Origin of the sequence: Corynebacterium halotolerans (assembly GCF_050107895.1) — a bacterium.
Lineage (GTDB): Bacteria > Actinomycetota > Actinomycetes > Mycobacteriales > Mycobacteriaceae > Corynebacterium > Corynebacterium halotolerans_B.
In genome coordinates, this window is record NZ_JBNILW010000003.1 from 43221 (window position 1) to 63081 (window position 19861).

15 protein-coding genes and 1 tRNA gene are annotated in these 19861 nt (G+C 67.0%); 8 read left to right on the forward strand and 8 right to left on the reverse strand.

The genetic code is table 11. From position 1 onward, the window contains the following. Positions 1-9: 9 nt before the first annotated feature. Both ACQCVD_RS04100 and ACQCVD_RS04105 read left to right on the forward strand, forming a co-directional pair. Positions 10-144: a hypothetical protein gene (locus ACQCVD_RS04100; protein WP_426822441.1), complete on the forward strand. Its 135-nt coding sequence runs from the start codon at positions 10-12 to the stop codon at positions 142-144. A gap of 10 nt (positions 145-154) precedes the next feature. After that, positions 155-1222: a lipoyl protein ligase domain-containing protein gene (locus tag ACQCVD_RS04105; RefSeq protein WP_426822442.1), complete on the forward strand. Its 1068-nt coding sequence runs from the start codon at positions 155-157 to the stop codon at positions 1220-1222. Between the two features lie 10 nt (positions 1223-1232). Here the strand turns inward: ACQCVD_RS04105 and ACQCVD_RS04110 are convergent, their stop codons facing one another. Then, positions 1233-1805 carry a protein-L-isoaspartate O-methyltransferase family protein gene (locus ACQCVD_RS04110; protein WP_426822443.1) on the reverse strand — a complete coding sequence of 191 codons (573 nt, stop codon included), beginning with the start codon at positions 1803-1805 and terminating at the stop codon, positions 1233-1235. Between the two features lie 29 nt (positions 1806-1834). Then, complete coding sequence (locus tag ACQCVD_RS04115) at positions 1835-2398, reverse strand: mismatch-specific DNA-glycosylase (protein WP_426822444.1); 564 nt, start codon at positions 2396-2398, stop codon at positions 1835-1837. 34 nt (positions 2399-2432) lie between these two features. Between ACQCVD_RS04115 and ACQCVD_RS04120 the strand changes: the two genes are divergently transcribed. Further along, positions 2433-3056, forward strand: a complete 624-nt coding sequence (locus ACQCVD_RS04120) for an MBL fold metallo-hydrolase (RefSeq protein WP_426822445.1) — start codon at positions 2433-2435, stop codon at positions 3054-3056. On the opposite strand, the gene selB is transcribed toward ACQCVD_RS04120, so the two are convergent. From selB to ACQCVD_RS04135, 3 genes are all read right to left on the reverse strand, one after another. Further along, on the reverse strand, positions 3053-4825 hold the full coding sequence (gene selB / locus ACQCVD_RS04125; RefSeq protein WP_426822446.1) for a selenocysteine-specific translation elongation factor: 1773 nt from the start codon (positions 4823-4825) through the stop codon (positions 3053-3055). The two genes, ACQCVD_RS04120 and selB, sit on opposite strands and share 4 nt — an antisense overlap. Next, entirely contained in the window at positions 4825-6123 is a 1299-nt protein-coding gene (gene selA / locus ACQCVD_RS04130; protein ID WP_426822447.1) for an L-seryl-tRNA(Sec) selenium transferase, read from the reverse strand. The genes selB and selA overlap by 1 nt, the downstream gene beginning before the upstream one ends. A 43-nt stretch (positions 6124-6166) precedes the next feature. Then, positions 6167-6261 (reverse strand) — tRNA-Sec (locus ACQCVD_RS04135). Positions 6262-6334: 73 nt separating this feature from the next. Here ACQCVD_RS04135 and selD point away from each other — a divergent pair. Continuing rightward, positions 6335-7333, forward strand: coding sequence for a selenide, water dikinase SelD (selD, locus tag ACQCVD_RS04140; RefSeq protein ID WP_426822448.1), 999 nt, complete (start codon positions 6335-6337; stop codon positions 7331-7333). Here the strand turns inward: selD and nrfD are convergent. Genes nrfD through fdh form a run of 3 tightly spaced genes read right to left on the reverse strand, consistent with a single transcriptional unit; the run spans position 7320 to position 12796 of the window. After that, a complete protein-coding gene (nrfD, locus tag ACQCVD_RS04145) occupies positions 7320-8408 on the reverse strand; it encodes an NrfD/PsrC family molybdoenzyme membrane anchor subunit (protein WP_426822449.1) in 1089 nt (362 codons plus the stop codon). The genes selD and nrfD overlap by 14 nt on opposite strands. Beyond that, a complete protein-coding gene (locus ACQCVD_RS04150; protein WP_426822450.1) occupies positions 8405-9460 on the reverse strand; it encodes a 4Fe-4S dicluster domain-containing protein in 1056 nt (351 codons plus the stop codon). Before ACQCVD_RS04150 ends, nrfD begins: the two co-directional genes overlap by 4 nt. A gap of 12 nt (positions 9461-9472) precedes the next feature. Further along, complete coding sequence (gene fdh / locus ACQCVD_RS04155; protein WP_426822451.1) at positions 9473-12796, reverse strand: formate dehydrogenase; 3324 nt, start codon at positions 12794-12796, stop codon at positions 9473-9475. A gap of 329 nt (positions 12797-13125) precedes the next feature. On the opposite strand from fdh, the gene betT reads away from it, so the two are divergent. From betT to ACQCVD_RS04175, 4 genes are all read left to right on the forward strand, one after another. Continuing rightward, complete coding sequence (betT, locus tag ACQCVD_RS04160) at positions 13126-15315, forward strand: choline BCCT transporter BetT (protein WP_426822452.1); 2190 nt, start codon at positions 13126-13128, stop codon at positions 15313-15315. A gap of 23 nt (positions 15316-15338) precedes the next feature. Further along, positions 15339-16826, forward strand: a complete 1488-nt coding sequence (locus tag ACQCVD_RS04165) for an aldehyde dehydrogenase family protein (protein ID WP_426822453.1) — start codon at positions 15339-15341, stop codon at positions 16824-16826. 39 nt (positions 16827-16865) lie between these two features. Beyond that, entirely contained in the window at positions 16866-18461 is a 1596-nt protein-coding gene (locus tag ACQCVD_RS04170) for a GMC family oxidoreductase (protein ID WP_426822665.1), read from the forward strand. Positions 18462-18670: 209 nt separating this feature from the next. Continuing rightward, entirely contained in the window at positions 18671-19831 is a 1161-nt protein-coding gene (locus ACQCVD_RS04175) for a Vms1/Ankzf1 family peptidyl-tRNA hydrolase (RefSeq protein ID WP_426822454.1), read from the forward strand. The last annotated feature ends 30 nt before the right edge of the window (positions 19832-19861 follow it).

The following is a 19861-nucleotide window of genomic DNA, read 5'->3' on the forward strand; positions in this document are numbered from 1 at the left end:
GGATCGGACGTGTCACAGCCCGCCGGTCCGCAGACCTCGGCCTCCGTGGTGGTCAAGAAGGTCAGCTGGGTGAAGTCCGGTTCGGTGCCTTTGTCGCTCATGCCCCATGCAACGCCCGGCCGCCGCCGGATGTTCCGCGGGTAACCTCGGTGCCATGAGCCAGCAGCACCACTTCGAACTGAAGGTTCCCGGCGGCAAACTCGTCGTCGCGGACATCACCACCGACGCCGGCGAGATCACCGCCGCGAAGATCTCGGGCGATTTCTTCCTGGAGCCGGACGAGGCGTTCTTCGAGATCGCCGCGGCGCTGGAGGGGGCGTCGACGAGCGAGGACGCGGCGGCACTGCAGACGCGTATCGACGCCGCGTTGCGTCCCTTCGGCGAAAGGCTCGCGCTGCACGGTTTCACCACCGCGGACATCGCGACAGTTGCCCGACGGGCGATCACCGGGGCGACGGACTTCAGCGACCTGGACTGGGAGGTCATCCACTCCCCGGTCCTGCCCACGCCCGTCAACGTGGCGCTCGATGACCTCCTGCTGCGGCAGGTGGCCGACGGGCAGCGCGGGCCGACCATGCGGATCTGGGAGTGGGAGGACCGCGCCGCAGTGATCGGCTCCTACCAGTCCTACGACAATGAGCTGGAACCGGCAGGCGTCGAGGAGCACGACGTGACGGTGGTGCGCCGGGTCTCCGGTGGCGGCGCGATGTTCATGGAGGGCGGCAACTGCATCACCTACTCGCTGTACGCCCCGGAGTCCCTGGTCGCGGGGCTGACCTATGAGCAGTCCTACGCCTACCTGGACCGTTGGGTACTGGCCGCGCTGAAGAAGCACGGCGTGAACGCCTGGTACGTGCCGATCAACGACATCACCTCGGACGGCGGCAAGATCGGCGGGGCCGCCCAGAAACGCCGGGGTCGCGCGGTGCTGCACCACGTGACCATGTCCTATGACATTGATGCGGAGATGATGACGCAGGTGCTGCGCATCGGTCGGGTCAAGATCGCGGACAAGGGCATCCGCAGCGCGAAGAAGCGCGTGGACCCGCTCCGCAGCCAGACCGGTGCGACGCGGGCGGAGATCATCGACACCCTGCTGGAGACCTTCCGCGACCGCTATGGCGCAGCCACGGTTGAGCTCAGTGACGCGGATCTGGCCCAGGCCCGGGAACTGGTGGACACCAAATTCGGCACCGAGGAGTGGACCCACCGCGTGCCGTGAGCGATCCGCGTCAGGAGGTGATCAGCGGGACGAAGACGTACCCGCCGTGTCCGGTGGTCCCATCCCGGGTGACCCGCAGCAACTGCCGGTCCACGGGAATGACCATCACGCCGTCCCCGGCCAGCTGCTCCACCAGCGCGGTAGGTAGTTCATCCGCCGCTGCGGAAACCAGGATGCGGTCGAAGGGGGCCTGGTCCGGCAGTCCGAGCGTGCCCGGGGTGGCCTGCGTGATGCTGACCCAGGGTTGGGCGTCCCCCAACGCCTCGCGGGCGGCGGCCACCAGCTCCGGGACCAGCTCCACGCCCAGCACCTGGCCGGACTCCCCCACCAGCTCGCCCAGGATGGCGCTGGTCCACCCCGATCCGGAGCCGACGTCCAGCACCCGCTGCCCGGGCGCCAGGTCCAGGAGCCGGAGCATGTCCGCCACCGTGCTGGGCTGGGAGTTGGTCTGGCCGTAACCGATGGGGAGAGCGCGGTTCTCCGCGGCATACGGTGCCTGGTCCGCGGGCAGGAACCGGGTCCTCGGGTGCCGGGCCATCGCTTCTTCGATGCCATCGCCGATATGTGGTGCGGTGAAATCCATGTCCTGCTCCTTTCCCCTCCGAGCCTAGTTCAGATCACCCCGGCGGCGCGGGCGATTTCCGCGTAGGCGGCCGCGTGGTCGGGCACCTGCGCGTGCGCGTTCAACCCGCTGGGATTCGGCGCGACGTACAACGCCGTGCCCTCCCAGGGCGAGTCCTGCCACCCCAGCGTCGCCTTCGGCCGGGAAAAGGCGGTGCGGAAGGCGGTGATCCCCAGAATCGCCACCACCTCCGGGGCACGCTCGGTGACGATCTCCGTCAGATGTGCGACCCCGGCGCGCAGCTCAGCGTCGTCCAGTTCATCCGCGCGGGCCGTCGCCCGCGGGCACAGGTTGCTGATCCCGACCCCCTTGTCGGTCAGCTGGGCGCGGTCGGCCGCGCTCATGCCGTCGCCGGCGTCGATGACGGTCTCGGTGATTCCCGCCAGGTGCAGCGCCGGGTAGAAGCGGTTGCCCCGCCGGGCGAAGTGCACCCCGGTGGCGGCGCTGATCAGCCCGGGGTTGATGCCGACCAGCAACAGCCGCAGCGGGTCCGGCAACAGATCCGGTACGGTGCGGTCGCGGAAGCTGTCCAGTTCGGCTCGTGTGAATCCCATGTGTCCCAGCCTATCGACGGGCATCATGGAGAACATGAAACTCACCAGACACATCCATGCCTGCGTCAGAATCGAGGAAGGCGCCACCACCCTGATCGTCGACCCCGGCACCTTCGGGGTGCCCCCGGACCTGGCGGCAGCCGACGCGGTGCTGCTCACCCACGGCCACCCGGACCACGTGGACGTCGCCGAGCTGGCCGCGGCCCGGGAGCAGAATCCGCAGCTGGCGGTCTACGCCCCGGCCTCGGTGGCGGAGACGGTGGCGGCGGCCAGGGTGGTGGCCGCCGGTGACCGCCTCCGGATCGGCGAGATCGAGGTGGAGGTCGTCGGCACCGAGCATGCGGCGGTGCTGCGCTGTCAGCCCACCGCGGAGAATGTGGGTTACCTGTTCAACGCCACGCTGCTGCACCCGGGCGACGCTTTCCAGGAGGTGGCACTGATCGACACCGCCCTGGTGCCGGTGAACGGTCCCTGGGTGAAGATGCTCGACGTCGAGGCCTGGCTGGACCGGCAGCGGCCACGACGGTTCGTCGCCATCCACGACGGCATCGTCAATGACTTCGGCCTGGCGATCAATGACAAGCAGTTGCGGATCCTCGCGGAGAACTACGGCGCGGAGTACGTGCCCCTCTCCCCCGGTCAGTCACTGGATCTCTAGCGGATCACCCGGTTGCCGGCGTCGACCCGGCGGGTGAGACCGAGTTCGTCCAGATGCTCCAGCAGGGGAACCGCCACCCGGCGCGTGGTGTCCAGCGCCTTACGCGCCTGGCTGAGGGTGAAGGGCTGGTCAAGCCCGCGCAGGACCGCCACGGCACCCTGCGGGGCGTCCGGCAGCAGCACGATCTCGCCCAACCGGAGAATGCGCCCGGCGGTCTCGGCCGCGGCCAACTGCCTCGTGCTCAGCCGGAGGTCGGCGAGCTCATTGGCCTCCGGGGCCACGAAGGGATCCTCCCGCAGCCAGCCCTCGATGGTCCGGATCGCGGGCTCGGCCGCGCCCAGGTCGATCCGGCGCTGCGGATCGGTGATGAACCCGTCGCGGTCCACCAGACCGGCGGAGTGGATCACCGGATCCAGGAGCTCGGCGGGGCAGCCCACCAGGTCGCGGGCGGCCTTGCGGCTCAGTCCCCGACTGAGGGGGTCGAGCTGCGTCACACCCCGCCGCAGCCGGTCACGCCAGGTCGCCGGCAGCGTCGCGTCGACCCACCACTGCCCCAGCACCGTCACCCCCTCCGGCGGGGTCGGGGGCAGCGCGATGCCGAAGCGGGTCAGTTCCGGACCCGCTATCAGACCGCGGCGGGTGACCTCGGTGCGGATGTCGCCGGTGGGCGGCATCGTCGCCAACGTGCCGGCCCGCCGGGCGCTGTCGCCGCGTCTGCCCAGCTCCGGCGGGGCCACGTCGAGCACCTGCACCCCGGCGAGCACGTTGCGGGCGCCGGTGCCGCGCAGCACCAGCCGGTCGCCCAGTTGCAGGGGCAGGGCCCGGTCCAGGCTGAGCCGGGCGTGATCGGGGTCGAGGGAACGCAGGTGCGCCTCCACCGCGACGGTACCGAGGTGGATGACCAGGGTCCGCGGGGCGTCGTCCAGGGCCGTGCCCATCGTCCGGCGGACGTCGATGACGGCGGTTTCCTGCCACGCTCCCGGGGTGACCAGCACGTCCCCTCGGTGGACGCGTTCGGCGTCCTCGCCGCGCAGATTCACCGCCACCCGGTTGACCGGGCCGATCTCCCGGTGGCTCTGGTTCTGGCTGTGGAGCCCCCGGATCTCCACCCCGTGGTTTTCCTCCCGGCCCAGCAGCTGCATCCGCTGGCCGGTGCGCAGCGTGCCGGCGGCCAGGGTGCCAGTGACCACGGTGCCTGCGCCCTTGACGGAGAAGGAGCGGTCCACCCACAGGCGAACCCGCGTCCCGGGGTCTGGCGTGGGAACGGTGCTGAGCAGAGCGTCCAGCTCCTGCCGCAGTCGGTCGAGCCCCTCGCCGGTGTGCGCGGACACCTCGACCACGGCGGCGTCGGCGAGCGGTGTGTCGGCCAGTTGCGTGCGGACCTCGGCGGTGACCTCATCGCGGCGCTGGCGCTCTGCCCGGTCGGCGCGGGTGAGCACCACCAGGCCGTGGGAGATACCGAGGGCGGTGAGGGCGTCGCGGTGATCGGTGCTCTGGGCCTGCCAGCCCTCGTCGGCGGCGACGATGAAACACACCAGCGGGGCGGGGCCGATGCCGGCGAGCATGTTGCCCAGGAACTTCTCGTGGCCGGGCACGTCCACGAACGCCACCTTCCGGCCCGAGCCCAGAGTGGCCCAGACAAAGCCGAGATCGATGGTCAGGCCGCGCTCGCGTTCCTCCCGCCAGCGGTCGGGTTCCATACCGGTCAGGGCTTTGACGAGGGTGGATTTACCGTGGTCGACATGACCTGCGGTGGCGATGACGAACATCAGGCCTCCTGGGCACGGGTGATGGCGGTTGCGAGCTGCCCGTCGGCGGCGGCCGGGATGCAGCGCAGGTCGATCAGGCAGGCTCCCTGGTGGACCCGCGGCAGCACCACGGGATCACCGGCGCGCAGGGCCGGCGCCAGTTCCGTCGGAAGGCGGAGTGCCCACCCGGGGAGCGGGTGTTCCGGTGCCCCGCCCCCGCCGACGCGGCCGTCGTGGGCCACCACGTCCCCGCCCACCTCGGCGGCCAACTGTTCCGTCCGGTCCCGGAGGTGCTCGGGGTCGAGGTGCAGGGCCTGCTGGACCGGGGTGCTCGCACCGGACACCGTCGCCTCCAGGGCGGCCAGGGTCAGTTTGTCGGCACGCAGGGCACGGGCCAACGGGTGCTTCTTCAGGGTCGTGATGATCTCGGGGGTGCCCAGCAGGATCCCGGCCTGGGGGCCGCCGAGCAGTTTGTCACCGCTGGCGATGACCACGTCCGCACCCGCCCGCAGCGCGGTGTCGATGTCGGGTTCGTCCGGCAGGACGGGGTCCGGGCGCAGCAGACCGCTGCCCAGATCCACGATCAGGGGCAGGCCATGCTCATCCGCGATCCGGCGCAGCTCAGGCACACCGACACTGGCGGTGAAGCCGCTGACCAGGTAGTTGCTGGGGTGGACCTTGAGGATGGCGCGGGTCCGGGCGGTGACCGCCGCCGAGTAGTCGGCCGGGTGGGTGCGGTTGGTCGCGCCGATCTCGCGCAGACCGGCGCCCGTGGTCTCGATCAGTTCCGGCAGCCGGAAGCCGGCGCCGATCTCGATGAGTTCACCCCGGCTGATGATGACCTCCCCACCCGCCGCCAGGGCCGTGGTGGCCAGCAGCAGCGCCGCGGCACCGTTGCCCACCACCAGCGCGTCCCCGGCGGCGGGCACCGCGGCCAGCAGCGCGGCCCGGGCCCCCGCCCCGCGGGTGCCGGAACGCAGGCCGGTGGTCAGATCCAGTTCCACGTCCACGTAGCCGGCGGCGTCGGACAACGCACGACGGGCGGCATCGGACAGCGGGGCCCGCCCCAGATTGGTGTGCACGATCACGCCCGTCGCATTCAGCACGGGCGTGAGACTGACCGGCCGGGTGGTGTCCAGGGCCGCCGCCAGTTCCGGGGCGACCTGCTCGGGGGCGATCTCCCCCGCCCGGGCCCGGGCCTGGGCAGCGCGCACCAGCTCCCGGATCCTGGTTTCCCCGAGGCGGGTGCGGGCCGCGGTCACCGCCGGCAGGCGCAGCAGGTCATCGGTGCGCGGGATGCGCCGCCTCGGATCCTCCATGGCATCCTCCAAGAACCGCGGGGGCGAAGATGGGAAAAGTCGGTGGCGGAGACGGACGGGAATCGAACCCGCCAGCCCGAGATGCTCGGACTCACCGGTTTTGAAGACCGGGGCGCCCACCAGGACACGTACGCCTCCACCGCAGAACTCTAACAGCGACGGTGGACACCCCGGATGCCCGCCCGCCTCAACTGTGGTTAAAGTCGAGGTCATGAACATTCCCCTGAGTTCCATCCAACTGACCGGATACGCCCACGGGGGCGGCTGCGCCTGCAAGATCCCGCCCGGCGAACTCGAGGAGGCCGTCCGGGGACTGACCGGCCAGACCCACGAAAACGTGCTGGTGGGGCTCGATGACGGGGACGATGCCGCCGCCGTGCGCATCACGGACGACCTCGCTGTCATCTCCACCGCCGACTTCTTCACCCCCGTGGTCAACGACGCCTACACCTGGGGTGCGATCGCCGCCGCCAACGCCCTCTCCGATGTCTACGCCATGGGCGGGACCCCCGTGACCGCCATCAACCTGGTCGGCTGGCCACGCTCGGAACTGCCGCTGGAACTGCTCACCGAGGTGCTCCGGGGCGGCATGGACATCGCCGAGCGAGCCGGCGCACCGGTGACCGGCGGGCACTCCATCGACTCCCCGGAGCCGACCTACGGCATGGCGGCCACCGGCATCGCCCATCCCGACAAGCTCATGCGCAATGACGCCGCAGAGGCTGGCCTGCCGATCACCCTGACCAAGCCGATCGGCGTGGGGCTGCTCAACAACCGGCACAAACAGACCGGTGAGGTCTTCGAAGCGGCGATCACGACCATGACCACCCTCAACAAGGACGCCGCGGAGGAGGCCGTGGCCGCCAGGGCGAAGGCCGCCACCGACGTCACCGGCTTCGGTCTGCTCGGCCACCTCTACAAGATGATGCGTGCCTCCCGGGTGGGGGCCGTCATCGACCACACCAAGGTCCCGCACATCGACGGCGTGACGGAGGCGCTGCGCGACGGCTACATCCCCGGTGGATCGCGCCGCAACCTGGACTGGGTGCGTCCGCACCTGAATGTGGCGGACGGCTTCTCCGAGGATGAGCTGATCGTGCTCGCCGACGCCCAGACCTCCGGTGGCCTGTTGGTCGTCGGCGAGGTCCCGGGGTACCCGGTCATCGGCGAGACCGTCGCCGAGCACCCGGGCACCGTCACCGTGCGGTAGTGATGGCGTCGCCCGTCTGGCCCTGCCCGCGACGGGCCGCCAGACGCTGGCGCTGCGGTTCGACCGCATAGCGCGGATCCTTCACCGATTCCAGTCCGGCGTGCAGGATGCCGAAGCGGGTGAAGGCGGAACCTGTCAACAGCGCGGCGCCTGAGAGCACCGACACCAGGCGGGACCGCCCGCCGAGCAGCGCGCCCACGCCGCCGGCGACGACCAACCGCTCCGACCACTTCAGCAGCTGGCCGGGCAGGCCCTGGTGCAGCGGTTCCGCAGCCACCTGGTTCATCTGCTTCTCCATGATCTTCGTGGCCGCGATATCGGCGACGGCACCCCCGACCGCGAGCGCGCGGGCGGGACCGGCCTCCTGGACCGGCGTGGTGATCATCGCCAGTCCACCGGATGCCAGGCCCGCGGAACTGGCGAAGACGAAGGGCAGGTGGTCCTTCGCCTCGTTCCAGGTGGGCACCGAGGTGTCCGAGAGCAGCACCGCGGTGTAGACCGCCAGGGGTGCCCCGAAGGCGGCCGACGTGGCGCCGGCCGGGGCGGCGGCCCTATCCAGGGTGCGCCGCAGCCACTTCGGCAGCGGCAGGCGACGTCCGGTCAGGCGATCCGCCTCCGGCGCAGCGGCGATGGCCGCGGACAGCGAGAAAGCACCGAGCAGCCAGGACCCGAGGTTCATCGGGGAGCTGAGCTTGAACACCCGGAACATGTTCAGGAACCGCTCGGGGCGGCCCAGATCCGCGATCAGTGCCACGGAGCCGGCCCCGGCCGCGGTGATGGCCGACAGCCTGGAGTTCCGGCGGAGCTGCTCCCGGCCGGTCAACTGCGCCCCGAGCCCCAGCAGTGAGGAGCCGCCGGCGATGCCGCCGAGAAACAGGTAGATACCGATCGGGGATTCCCACGGCGGGGCCTTGACCACCGGCCGCCCGTAGTAGGAGTCGAACTCGACGTCCGGGACCATCATCATCTCCGCGGAACCGTCGGTCCGGCCCGGCCCGCGCCGCCTGCCCTTCTTCTTCCGCTTCTTCCGCGGGGGCTCCGGCGGGCGGTAGGAATCGAATTCCGAGGTCGTCATTTTTTCCCTCCCGCGAGAAACGCCGCCGTGGCGACACCCAACATGCCGAGGGCGGCCATGCCGGCACGCTTGAACATCTGGGGAAGGTCCTGGGTGGGCACCCGCGGATCCGGCGGCAGGCCGTAGACCTCCGGCTCATCCATGAGCAGGAAGATCGACCCCGTTCCGCCGACCCCGTCCGAGGGGTTGGCGCCGTAGAGACGGGCCTCGGTCATGCCCTGCGCGTGCAGTTCGGCCACCCGCTTCCGGGCGATGTCCAGCAGTTCATCGTGCTCGCCGTACTTGATGGAGGTTGTCGGGCACGCCTGCGCGCACGCCGGGGTCTGGTCGTCCTTGAGACGGTCGTAGCACAGCGTGCACTTCTGGGCGACGCCGATGTTCTTGACCGGCGGTTCCTGACCGACGGTGAAGTCCTCGTTCTGGTCCCCGCCGAAGAGCCGCTTGCCCATGGCGGTCAACGCATTGTCCCCGTGCTCCCGGTCGTCCTTCTTGCTCACCCCACCGTCAGCGCGGCGTTCGATGACGCCGAAGGGGCAGCCCGCCACGCAGGTTCCGCAACCGTTGCAGACATCGTCCTGGACGACGACGGTGCCGTGCTCGGTGCGGAACAGTGCGCCGGTCGGGCACACGTCCAGGCAGCCGGCGTGGGTGCAGTGCTTGCACACGTCCGAGCTCATCAGCCAGCGGAAGTCAGCGGTGTCCGGGGGTGTGGGGTCCGCCGGAGGGGCCGCCGACTCCTCCGGGGTCGTCCCGATGGTGGGCATACCCAGGCCGACGAGCTTGCGGCCGGACTCCCGGGCCTGCTCGATGCGCTCGGAATCCTGCTCGATGAAAGCGACATGGCGCCAGGTATCCGCGCCGAGCTCTTCGGTGTTGTCGAAGGAGGAGTTGGACAGCTCAAAGGTGCTGTCCACCGGGTTGCGGTTCCATTCCTTGCAGGCCACCTCACAGGCCTTGCAGCCGATGCAGATCGAGGTGTCGGTGAAGAAGCCCTTCCGCCGGTGCCCGTCATAGCCCAGGTGCGAGGGCCCTTCAGTCAAGGTCATAGCCATGTCAGCCCCTCCCTACTCATTGTCTCCGTGGTCCGGATCGTTCTCGTTCTCCTCTGCCGCCCGCGCGAGCGTGTCCGCGTCGACGGTCGCTTGCTGGTTGCCGGTCTCCGAGGTCAGGCCGGCACGCTCCTGGTATTCGCGGACCAGTGTCAACCGGTCCGCCCCACGGGGTCTCCGGCCCGGCCGGATGTCGACCGCAGAGACCTTGGTCTCCTGGATCTGGACGTTCGGGTCCAGGGTGACCCCGATCAGGTCATTGGCCGAATCACCGGAAACCACCGCCTGGCTGCCCTGCGCCCAGTGGTAGGGCATGCCGATCTGGTGGAAGCGTTGCCCGTTGATCGTCAGCGCCTTCATGCGGTCGGTGACCAGTACCTTCGCCTCAATGGCGGAACGGGGCGAAACCAGGGTGACCCAGCCGTAGTTCTCCAGGCCCCGCTCTTCCGCGAGCTCCTTGGAGACCTCACAGAACATCTCCGGCTGCAGCTCCGAGAGATAAGGCAGGAAGCGGCTCATCGCACCGGCGGTGTGATGCTCGGTCAGCCGGTAGGTGGTGAAGATGTACGGGTACACCTCACTACCTGCCTGTCCCCCGCTCGGTGCACTCAGGTTGTCCGCCCGGGGAAAGACGATCCGGCTCGGGCTGGCCTGCTGACCGTAGAGCGGGTTGCGCACCGGTGACTCGTGCGGCTCATAGTGGGTGGGCAACGGCCCGTCCACGGTACCGTTCGGCGCGAAGAGCCAGCCCTTGCCGTCCGCCTGCATGATGAACGGGTCGATGCCGGACAGAGCGGCGACGCCCTGCGCCTCCGTCCCCGGACGCGCCGTGGGGTCCAGAGTCGCCGGGAAGTCCGGGACATCCTCGCCGATCCACTTTCCCTGATTCGCATCCCACCAGATGTGCTTCTTGCGTTCACTCCACGGTTTGCCGTCCGGGTCCGCGGAGGCCCGGTTGTAGAGGATGCGGCGGTTGGCCGGCCAGGCCCAGCCCCAGTCCAGAGCTATCTCGTTCTGGTTCCTGCCGGGGGTCCGGTTCGCGGAATGGTTGTGCCCGTCCGCGTACACGCCGGTGTAGATCCAGCAGCCGCCGGAAGTCGAGCCGTCATCCTTCATCTCGGTGTAATTGGACAAGGGCTGGCCCGCCTTCTCACCGGTCAGGTGGAAACCGTTGATTTCCGCCAGCACCGCCTCCGGATCCGGATCCCCATGCTCATCAGTGGGATAGTCCCAGGTCACAGACTGCAACGGCAGATCCCGTGGGTCATCGGAGTCAGCGACCCGTTCGATGATCCGCTTGCCGAGCTCATAGAAGAAATGCAATTCGCTCTGTGCCTGTCCCGGCGGGTTGACCGCCTTGTGGCGCCATTGCAGCAGTCGCTGGGTCTGGGTGAAGGTACCCGCCTTCTCCACGTGGTTGGCGGCCGGCATGAAGAAGACCTCGGTCTCGATGTCCTCTGGGGTGAGTTCCCCGGATTCGATCTCCGGCCCCTCCTTCCAGAAGTTCGCGGTTTCGATCAGCTGCAGATCGCGGACGACCATCCACTTCAGGTGGGACATGCCCATCCGCTGCATCCGGCCGTGGGCCGAACCCACCGCCGGGTTCTGGCCGAAGACGAAGTAACCGTCGACCTTGTCCTCCAGCATCGCCATCACCGTCTGATAGGTGCCGTGGGCACCGGTGAGTTTGGGCAGCATGTCGTAGCCGTATTCGTTCTCCGCCGTTGCGGCGTCACCGAAATAGGACTTGAGCAGGCTCACCATGTAGTCCGAGGCGTTGTGCCAGAATCCCTTCTGGTCCTCGGATCGGACGCCGTCCAGGTACTCCGCGAGTGACTGCTCGCCGACCTTGGGCATCGGCAGATACCCCGGCAGGAGGTTGAACAGCGTCGGGATGTCCGTCGACCCCTGAATGGAGGCGTGACCGCGCAGAGCCATGATGCCGCTGCCCGGGCGGCCGACGTTGCCCAACAGCAGCTGGACGATCGTCGCCATCCGGATGAACTGTGCTCCCAGTGTGTGCTGGGTCCATCCCACCGCGTAGGCGAAGCACGTCGTGCGGTCCCTTCCGGAGTTCTCGGTCACGGCTTTCGCCAGGTACTCGAAGTCCTCGATCGGGATCCCGCAGGCCTGCTGCACCATCTCCGGGGTGTAGCGGGCGTAGTGCCGCTTCAGGATCTGGAAGACAGTGCGCGGGTGCTGGAGCGTTTCATCGGTGTCGTAGTGCCAGGAGTCCACCGGCGGGCCACCACTGCCGGCGGCCTCCGGTTCGGCAGACTCCGACTTGGTCTCGCCGTGTTCCTTCCCCTCCTCATGCGTGTTCTCCGTGCGTTGGTACGCCCAGGAGTGCGGGGAGTACTTCCCGGACTCCGGGTCGTAGCCGGAGAACAGGCCGTCCAGATCCTCGGCGTCCTGGTAGTCCTCACTGATGATCGTGGCTGCGTTGGTGTAGGCCACCACATAGTCCTTGAACCACAGGTCGTTGCTCAGGATGTAGTTGACCAGGGCACCCAGCAGCACGATGTCCGAGCCCACCCGGATCGGGATGTGCTTGTCCGCCACTGCGGAGGTCCGGCTGAAACGGGGATCAACGTGGATCACCTTGGCGCCGCGGGCCTGGGCCTCGCTCACCCACTGGAAACCGACCGGGTGGGCCTCCGCCATGTTCGAACCCTGAATGACAATGCAGTCAGCGTTCGCCATATCCTGCAGCGGCTGAGTAGCGCCGCCGCGGCCAAAGGAAGTTCCCAGACCGGGAACTGTGGCGGAGTGTCATATACGCGCCTGGTTTTCGATCTGTACCGCGCCTGCCGCAGTGAACAGCTTCTTGATCAGGTAGTTCTCCTCGTTGTCGAGGGTGGCCCCACCCAGGCCGGCGATGCCCATCGTGCGGTTGACCGTCCGCCCCTGGTCATCGGTGTCCTCCCAGCCCTTGCGGCGGGCGGCGATGAACCGGTCGGCGATCATGTCGATGGCGGTGTCCAACTCCAGGTTCTGCCATTCCGTGGAGCGCGGCGCCCGGTAGAGAATCTCCGTCTGCCGGGTGGCCGAGTTGACCAGCTGCTCACTGGCCGAACCCTTGGGGCACAGCCGACCACGGGAAATCGGGGAATCCTTGTCACCTTCGATCTGGATGACCTTCTCATCCTTCACGAACACCTTCTGGCCGCAACCGACGGCGCAGTAGGGACAGACGCTCTGCACCACCCGATCGGCGGTGGTGGTGCGCGCGGACAATTCCCTGGACCTCTTCGAACGGGTATTTTCATCCCGGCCGAATGGGTCACCGGACCTGATCTGCCGGACTACCGGCCAATCCAGAAAACTCAGACGAGACATACCCCTACTCTAACCGACTTTTCCCCGGCGTGGTCGGAGGCGCCTGATCTGCACGCGGCCCCGATACCATAACGACCGCCAATTAGGGGCGGAAATCATATTTAAATTCATAGCCAGTACGGCCGCCGATTAAACCCTGAAAACCACCTATAAGTCCACGTGAATCAAAAGAGATCGAAGGCAAATACACATAAACGGTATTGCATTTACCCAATCAGATTGGCACCTTGAAATAGCTCTTACCTAAAGTAATGAGGTCCAAATCTTCTGGAGATCTTACCGCCGCACGAGCCTCGGACGGTGGTTGTGGTGATTCACGGAGGAGAAAAATGACCACAAAATCTGACACAACGCCGTCCGGTTTCCCGGCGGCCTCGGAACCAGCGAGTGGTTCCGGAAAAACACCGGTGAACTGGCCGGTATTCGGCTCCGCCGCCGCCATCATCGTGGCTTTCGTATTCTGGGCGTGGCTGTGGCCCGGACAGGCGGAGGCTGTGATCTTCGGCGCCATGGACTGGGTGGCCACCAACTTCGGCTGGTACTACGTGCTCACTGCCACCATTGTCGTGGTTTTCGTGCTCGTCGTGGCCTTCTCCCGCATCGGGCGCACCAAGATGGGGCCGGACCATTCAACCCCGAAGTTCAACCCCTTCACCTGGGCGGCGATGCTCTTCGCCGCCGGCATCGGCGTGGATCTGATGTTCTTCGGCATCTCCGGTCCGGCCACGAACCTGCTCACCCCACCCGACGTCGCGGCAATGTCGGACGAGGCCGCACGGATGGCCCCACTGTGGACGATGTTCCACTACGGCATCCCCGGCTGGGCGATGTACGCCCTGATGGGAATGGCATTCGGACTGTTCGCATACCGCTACAACATGCCGCTGAGCATCCGCTCCATCCTCGCGCCCGTCCTGGGTCGCCGGGTCAAGGGCACTGCCGGGCACACCGTCGAGGTGGTGGCGGTCATCGGCACCATTTTCGGCATCGCCGTCTCGCTAGGCATTGGTGTGGTCTTCCTCAACTTCGGACTGTCCCACCTCTTCGGCCTGCCCACCAGCACCGGTGTGCAGATCGCGCTCATCGTGCTCTCGGTCCTGGTCACCATCGTTTCCACGGTCTCCGGCGTGGACCGCGGCATCCGTCGTCTCTCCGAGCTCAACGTCGTGCTGGCGGTCATCCTGATGCTCTGGGTGCTCTTCTCCGGACGGACCCATGAACTGCTCAACGCCCTGGTGCAGAATATCGGGGACTTCTTCTCCCGGTTCCCGTCCATGATGATGGACACCTTCGCCTACACCGAAGGCACGGCGACCTACCCCGCCGACCAGTGGATGGCGGACTGGACACTGTTCTTCTGGGCCTGGTGGATCGCCTGGGCCCCCTTCGTCGGTCTCTTCCTGGCCCGTATCTCCCGCGGCCGGACCCTCCGTCAGTTCGTCACCGGAGTGCTGCTGATCCCCTTCGGATTCATCCTGTTGTGGATCTCGATCTTCGGTAACAGTGCAATGTCCTTCTTCCGTTCGGGCGACACCGAGTTCTTGAATGAAGCTGTAGAACTGCCGGAGTCCGGGTTCTTCAACCTGCTGTCCCAGTACCCCGGGTCCACGTTCACTATCGCCCTCGCGGTGCTTACCGGACTACTCTTCTACGTCACCTCCGCCGACTCCGGCTCCCTGGTGCTGTCGACCATGACCTCCAAGCCCTCGAGCACGGAATCCGATGGCCCGGCGTGGCTGCGCATCGTCTGGGCGGTCATCACCGGTGCCCTGACCCTGGTGATGCTGTTCATCGACGGGGTGTACACTCTGCAGGCCGCCACCGTCATGGTGGGACTCCCCTTTTCTCTGGTGCTCTACCTGATCATGATCAGCCTGTGGCGCGTGCTGCGCTCCGAGGGCTACAGCCTGGATTCCCGACAGGCCTCCTTGGCCGGTGCGCTGGCCAACCGCATCCGCGGGGAACACGACCGCGGCAACTGGCGACAACGACTGGTCAAGCGCATGTCCTTCCCGAACGCCGTCCAAGTGGACCGACATGTTCAAGACGTGACCGCACCAGCGGTGGAAGAGGTTGCCGCGGAACTAGAAAAACTCGACGTGGACGTCTCCTGCGAACGCGGCACCCACCCCGAGTACCCCATCTCCTATGTGGATCTGGTGGTCCGGTTTCCGGACCAGGACAACTTCAAGTACCAGGCGTACCCGGTGGCGCACTCCGTGCCGAGCTTCGCCACCAGCATACGTACCGTCGAAGACGTCTACTTCACCCTCGAGGTGTTCTCCCTGACGGGTTCCCGGGGAACCAACATCATGGGTAGCACCAAGGATCAGGTCATCGCGGATATCCTCGACTCCTATGAGGCGCATCTGACATACATGCACATGACCGGAGAAAAGGGAACCCCGACCGGCGAACTGCATGCAGGGGCACCCTCGGCATGGAGTGACACCGACCAGCTCGACCCCGCAGTGGACTTGAACGCCACCAGCACACATCACGAACCTGGCCAGAATTAACCAGTGAAAGGACCAGAGTGACAATGAGCGATAACACGCCCACCTCCTTGTACATCGACGGCGCATGGGTCGCCTCCTCCACCGGAGAGACCCGCACCATCACCTGCCCGGCTGACGGCAGCACCGTCGGGGTCGTCCCGGAAGCCACCGCGGCCGATACCGAAAAGGCCATCGCCGCCGCTAAGCGCGCCTTCGAGTCCCGGGTCTGGGTCGACGTCCCCGCGGGCCAGCGCGGTGATTTCCTCTTGGATGTCGCCGATGCCATCCGGGACCGGAAAGACGAGTTCGCCCGCGCCGAAGCCCTGGACACCGGCAAGCGCCTGGTCGAGGCCGAGGGCGACATGGACGACATCATCTCCTGCTTCCGCTACTACGGAAAGATCGCCGACAGCAACCCCGGCCGCCTGGTCGACGCCGCCGACGGCTCCGTGATCTCCCGGGTCGTCTACGAGCCGGTAGGTGTCTGCGGCATGATCACCCCCTGGAACTTCCCGCTACTGCAGGCCTCCTGGAAGATCGCTCCGGCACTCGCTGCCGGCAACTCCTTCGTGATCAAGCCGGCCGAGCTGACTCCGCATACGACGATCCTGATCATCGACGTCCTTGACAAGCTCGGCCTCCCCGCCGGAGTGGCCAACCTGGTCCTCGGCGCTGGCTACACCGTCGGTGCACCGCTGTCCTTGCACCCGGACGTGGACCTGGTCTCCTTCACCGGTGGCCTGGTCACCGGCCGTAAGATTGCCGAGTCCGCCGCACCTTCCGTCAAGAAGGTCGCACTCGAGCTCGGGGGCAAGAACCCGAACGTGATCTTCGCGGACGCGGACTTCGACGCCGCCCTGGACAACGCCCTCAACGCCGGCTTCACCGACTCCGGCCTCGTCTGTTCCGCAGGAACCCGACTGATCATCCAGGAGGAGATCGCGGAGAAGTTCGTCGATGAACTGACCCGGCTGGCTGGCGACATCGTCATGGGAGGCCCCTTCGACGAAAAGTCCGAAACCGGTCCGCTGATCTCGAAGGAGCACCGCGACAAGGTCACCGATTACGTCAACCGCGGCATCGAGGCGGGCGCGCGACTGCGCACCGGCGCCCACTGGGGTGGCGAGGAGCACGAGCAGGGCTACTTCTACGCCCCCACCGTGCTAGACAACTGCACGGCAGACAACCCGGCTGTGGTCGAGGAGGGCTTCGGCCCGGTGATCACCGTCGAGACCTTCCGCACCGAGGAAGAGGCCATCGAGATCGCTAACAACACGGAGTACGGCCTGGCTGGCGCGGTGTGGACCTCCGACGCCGGTACCGCCAACCGGGTCTCTCGCCGACTGCGCCACGGCACCATCTGGGTCAACGACTACCACCCCTACCTGCCGCAGGCCGAGTGGGGCGGGTTCAAGATGTCCGGCAACGGCCGCGAACTCGGTCCTGCCGGCCTGAATGAATACCGCGAGGCCAAGCACATCTACGAAAACACCCAGCCGGCGGTCACCGGTTGGTTCCCCCGGAAGAACTAGCCCCGACCCCACCCAGAAAAGGAGAATTCATTGACTGAAATCAACACCGGACTGACCGGCGGCAAGCAGGACCCGCGCGAATCCTATGACTACATCGTCGTCGGAGGCGGTTCCGCCGGTGCCGCACTCTCCGCACGACTGAGTGAGGACCCCGAAGTCATCGTCGCGTTGGTGGAGGCCGGCCCCACCGACACCGACAAGGATGAAGTGCTGAACTTGCAGCGCTGGCCAGAGCTGCTGGAGTCCGGGCTGGACTGGGACTACCCGATCGAGCCGCAGGAAAACGGCAACTCCTTCATGCGCCACTCGCGGGCAAAGGTGCTCGGCGGCTGTTCCTCACACAACTCCTGCATCGCCTTCCACCCGCCCGCAGAGGACATGGACCTGTGGGAGGAGCTGGGCGCCAAGGGCTGGAACGCGGAGAACATCCTACCGCTAATCAAACGCCTGGAGACCAATTCGCGCGGTGGCGAGAACCACGGCACTTCCGGTCCCGTGCACCTGATGGACGTCCCGGCGGAGGATCCGCTCGGGGTCGCCCTGCTGGAGGCCTGTGAGCAGGCGGGAATCCCGACCAAGCAGTTCAACGAGGGAGAAACTGTCGTCAACGGCGCCAACTTCTTCCAGATCAACCGCAAGGCCGACGGCACCCGTTCCTCATCCTCCGTCTCCTACCTGCATCCGATCCTGGACCGGGAGAACCTGGACATCCTCACCGACCGGCACGTGTCCAAGGTGCTGATCGACGAGAACAAGCGGGCCTACGGCATCGAGTACTGCGACAACCCCTTCAACCGTCGCTCCACGTTGAAGGCCACCCGGGAAGTCATCGTCTCCGCTGGCGCGATCGACACCCCGAAGCTGCTGATGCTCTCCGGCATCGGCCCGGCCGAGCACCTGGCGGAGTTCCGGATCGATACCGTCGTCGACTCCCCCGGCGTAGGCACCAACCTGCAGGACCACCCGGAAGCCGTGATCTCCTGGGAGTCCAAGAAGCCGATGACCCGCGACACCACCCAGTGGTGGGAGATCGGCATCTTCTCCCCGGTGGACGGCGACGATCTGCCGCTTCCGGACCTGATGATGCACTACGGCTCCGTCCCGTTCGACATGCACACCGCCCGGCACGGCTACCCGACCTCCGATGAGTCCTTTGCCCTCACACCGAACGTGACCCACGCGAAGTCCCGCGGCACGGTGCGGCTACGGTCGAGCGACTACCGCGACAAGCCGAAGGTGGATCCGCGTTACTTCACCGACGAGGACGGCTACGATATGCACATCGCCGTCGAAGGGATCAAACGCGCCCGCAAGATCGTTTCCCAGTCCGCCCTGGCCGAGTACGCCGGCCGAGAGCTCTTCCCCGGTGAGGAGATCCAGTCCGACGAAGACATCGCGGCCTATGTCTCGCAGACACACAACACCGTCTACCACCCCGCCGGCTCCTGTCGGATGGGTGCGGTAGACGACGACATGTCCCCGCTGGACCCGAAGCTGCGGGTCAAGGGCGTCGAGGGCCTGCGCGTGGTCGATGCCTCTGCCATGCCGCAACTGGTCGCCGTCAACCCCAACATCACGACGATGCTGATGGGTGAACGCTTAGCGGATCTGATCAAGGAGGAGCGGGAGAACTGACGGTTCGACGACACCCGCCGGAGGGAGTCTTCTCGGTGATGATCCTCACATAATTCTCCCGTTGTGCCCTGAGCTGCATTTATTGCTGTGCTCGGGGCCTTCTCCTTGTCACCGCGCGCAACCACTGGGATGGTGGTAATTACCACGCGGTGGCCGAACGGCCGAGCTGGCAGTCCGGTCGCCGCACCACCGGAATCTAGGAGGTCAACGTGAAGTTACCTTGGCTCAAGTCCGCACTGGAACAAGAGGGTCCGTTCCTGACCGTGTACTTCGACACCACCCGCATGGACGAGAATGCGGCATCGGAGATCGCGAACCGCTGGCAGCATCTGCGCTCCCGGCTCGAGGAGGACAACGCCCCGAAGAAACTGCTCGCCCGCATCGAGGACACTCTCCTACGCCCCTCCTCCATCGGCGGCCGTCACGGCCGGGCGATCATCGCCTCTGGCGAGGACATCGTCATCGACCGCGTCCTGCCCGCTCCGCCGAGCGAGGACGCCTGCCACTACGGCGACAAGCCCCTGCTGCTCCCGTTGCTTAGGCTGACCCCGCACGCCGTCCGCCAGTTGCTCATCGAGGTCGACCGCGCGGGCGCCGATCTCCACCTCCGGTCGGCGACGGACCCCTCGATCAGCAACAGCAGTGAGGCGGCCCAGGTCGACGGCGGGCACGATGAGCTGCACAAGGCCAGCTCGGGCGGCGGCAACCCCCACGGCTGGCGGGCAGACAACTTCCAGGCCCGGGTCGAGGATTCCTGGGAGCGCAACGCGGAGGCCGTGGCGGAGACCGTGAACAAGCTGGTTCTCACGTATCAGCCGGACATGGTGCTGTTGACCGGTGATGTCCGGGCGCAGTCCCTGCTGAAGGCGGAACTGCGTCAGGAGGTCACACAACGCCTGCAGGAGGTGCCCGGCGGTACCCGTGGGGTCAGCCTGCAGCGCGACTCCTTCCGGGCGGAGCTGAAGAAGGTCACGGAAGAGTTCGCCGCCAATAAACAGCGCGACCTGGCTGAGCAGTTCCGCGAAAGTCAGGCCCGCGACGGCGCCTCCGTCGGCGGAGCCACCGAAGTCGCGCAGGCCCTGGAGCGCGGCCAGGTGGACGAGCTCCTGTTCCTGTCGGGTCAGGAACCGGATGGCATCGAGGAACTGCTGTTCCAGGCGATCACCACGGACGCCGGGGTGGACGCCCTCGACGCGCAGCTGGTGGACCTGCTCGACGGGGTCGGGGCCCTGCTGCGGTGGCGGGACGAAGCCACGCCCTCCAATGCCATCGGCAGCATGGGCGGTGACCCCGCGCGGATCGACGCCGTGGACCCCACCCGCGACGATCCCTCCCCACGGGCTGAGGAGGAGGCCGCGATCCGGCGGTAGCTCTCCCCGCACATCAGACGCTCCCGCGAT

Excerpts from the sequence above, each read along its gene's own strand:
- nrfD (WP_426822449.1), bottom strand. The coding sequence starts at position 8,408 with ATGACGACCTCGGAATTCGATTCCTACCGCCCGCCGGAGCCCCCGCGG.
- ACQCVD_RS04110 (WP_426822443.1), bottom strand. The coding sequence starts at position 1,805 with ATGGATTTCACCGCACCACATATCGGCGATGGCATCGAAGAAGCGATG.
- selA (WP_426822447.1), bottom strand. The coding sequence starts at position 6,123 with ATGGAGGATCCGAGGCGGCGCATCCCGCGCACCGATGACCTGCTGCGC.
- selB (WP_426822446.1), bottom strand. The coding sequence starts at position 4,825 with ATGTTCGTCATCGCCACCGCAGGTCATGTCGACCACGGTAAATCCACC.
- ACQCVD_RS04165 (WP_426822453.1), top strand. The coding sequence starts at position 15,339 with ATGAGCGATAACACGCCCACCTCCTTGTACATCGACGGCGCATGGGTC.
- ACQCVD_RS04120 (WP_426822445.1), top strand. The coding sequence starts at position 2,433 with ATGAAACTCACCAGACACATCCATGCCTGCGTCAGAATCGAGGAAGGC.
- ACQCVD_RS04115 (WP_426822444.1), bottom strand. The coding sequence starts at position 2,398 with ATGGGATTCACACGAGCCGAACTGGACAGCTTCCGCGACCGCACCGTA.
- ACQCVD_RS04150 (WP_426822450.1), bottom strand. The coding sequence starts at position 9,460 with ATGGCTATGACCTTGACTGAAGGGCCCTCGCACCTGGGCTATGACGGG.
- ACQCVD_RS04105 (WP_426822442.1), top strand. The coding sequence starts at position 155 with ATGAGCCAGCAGCACCACTTCGAACTGAAGGTTCCCGGCGGCAAACTC.
- selD (WP_426822448.1), top strand. The coding sequence starts at position 6,335 with ATGAACATTCCCCTGAGTTCCATCCAACTGACCGGATACGCCCACGGG.
- betT (WP_426822452.1), top strand. The coding sequence starts at position 13,126 with ATGACCACAAAATCTGACACAACGCCGTCCGGTTTCCCGGCGGCCTCG.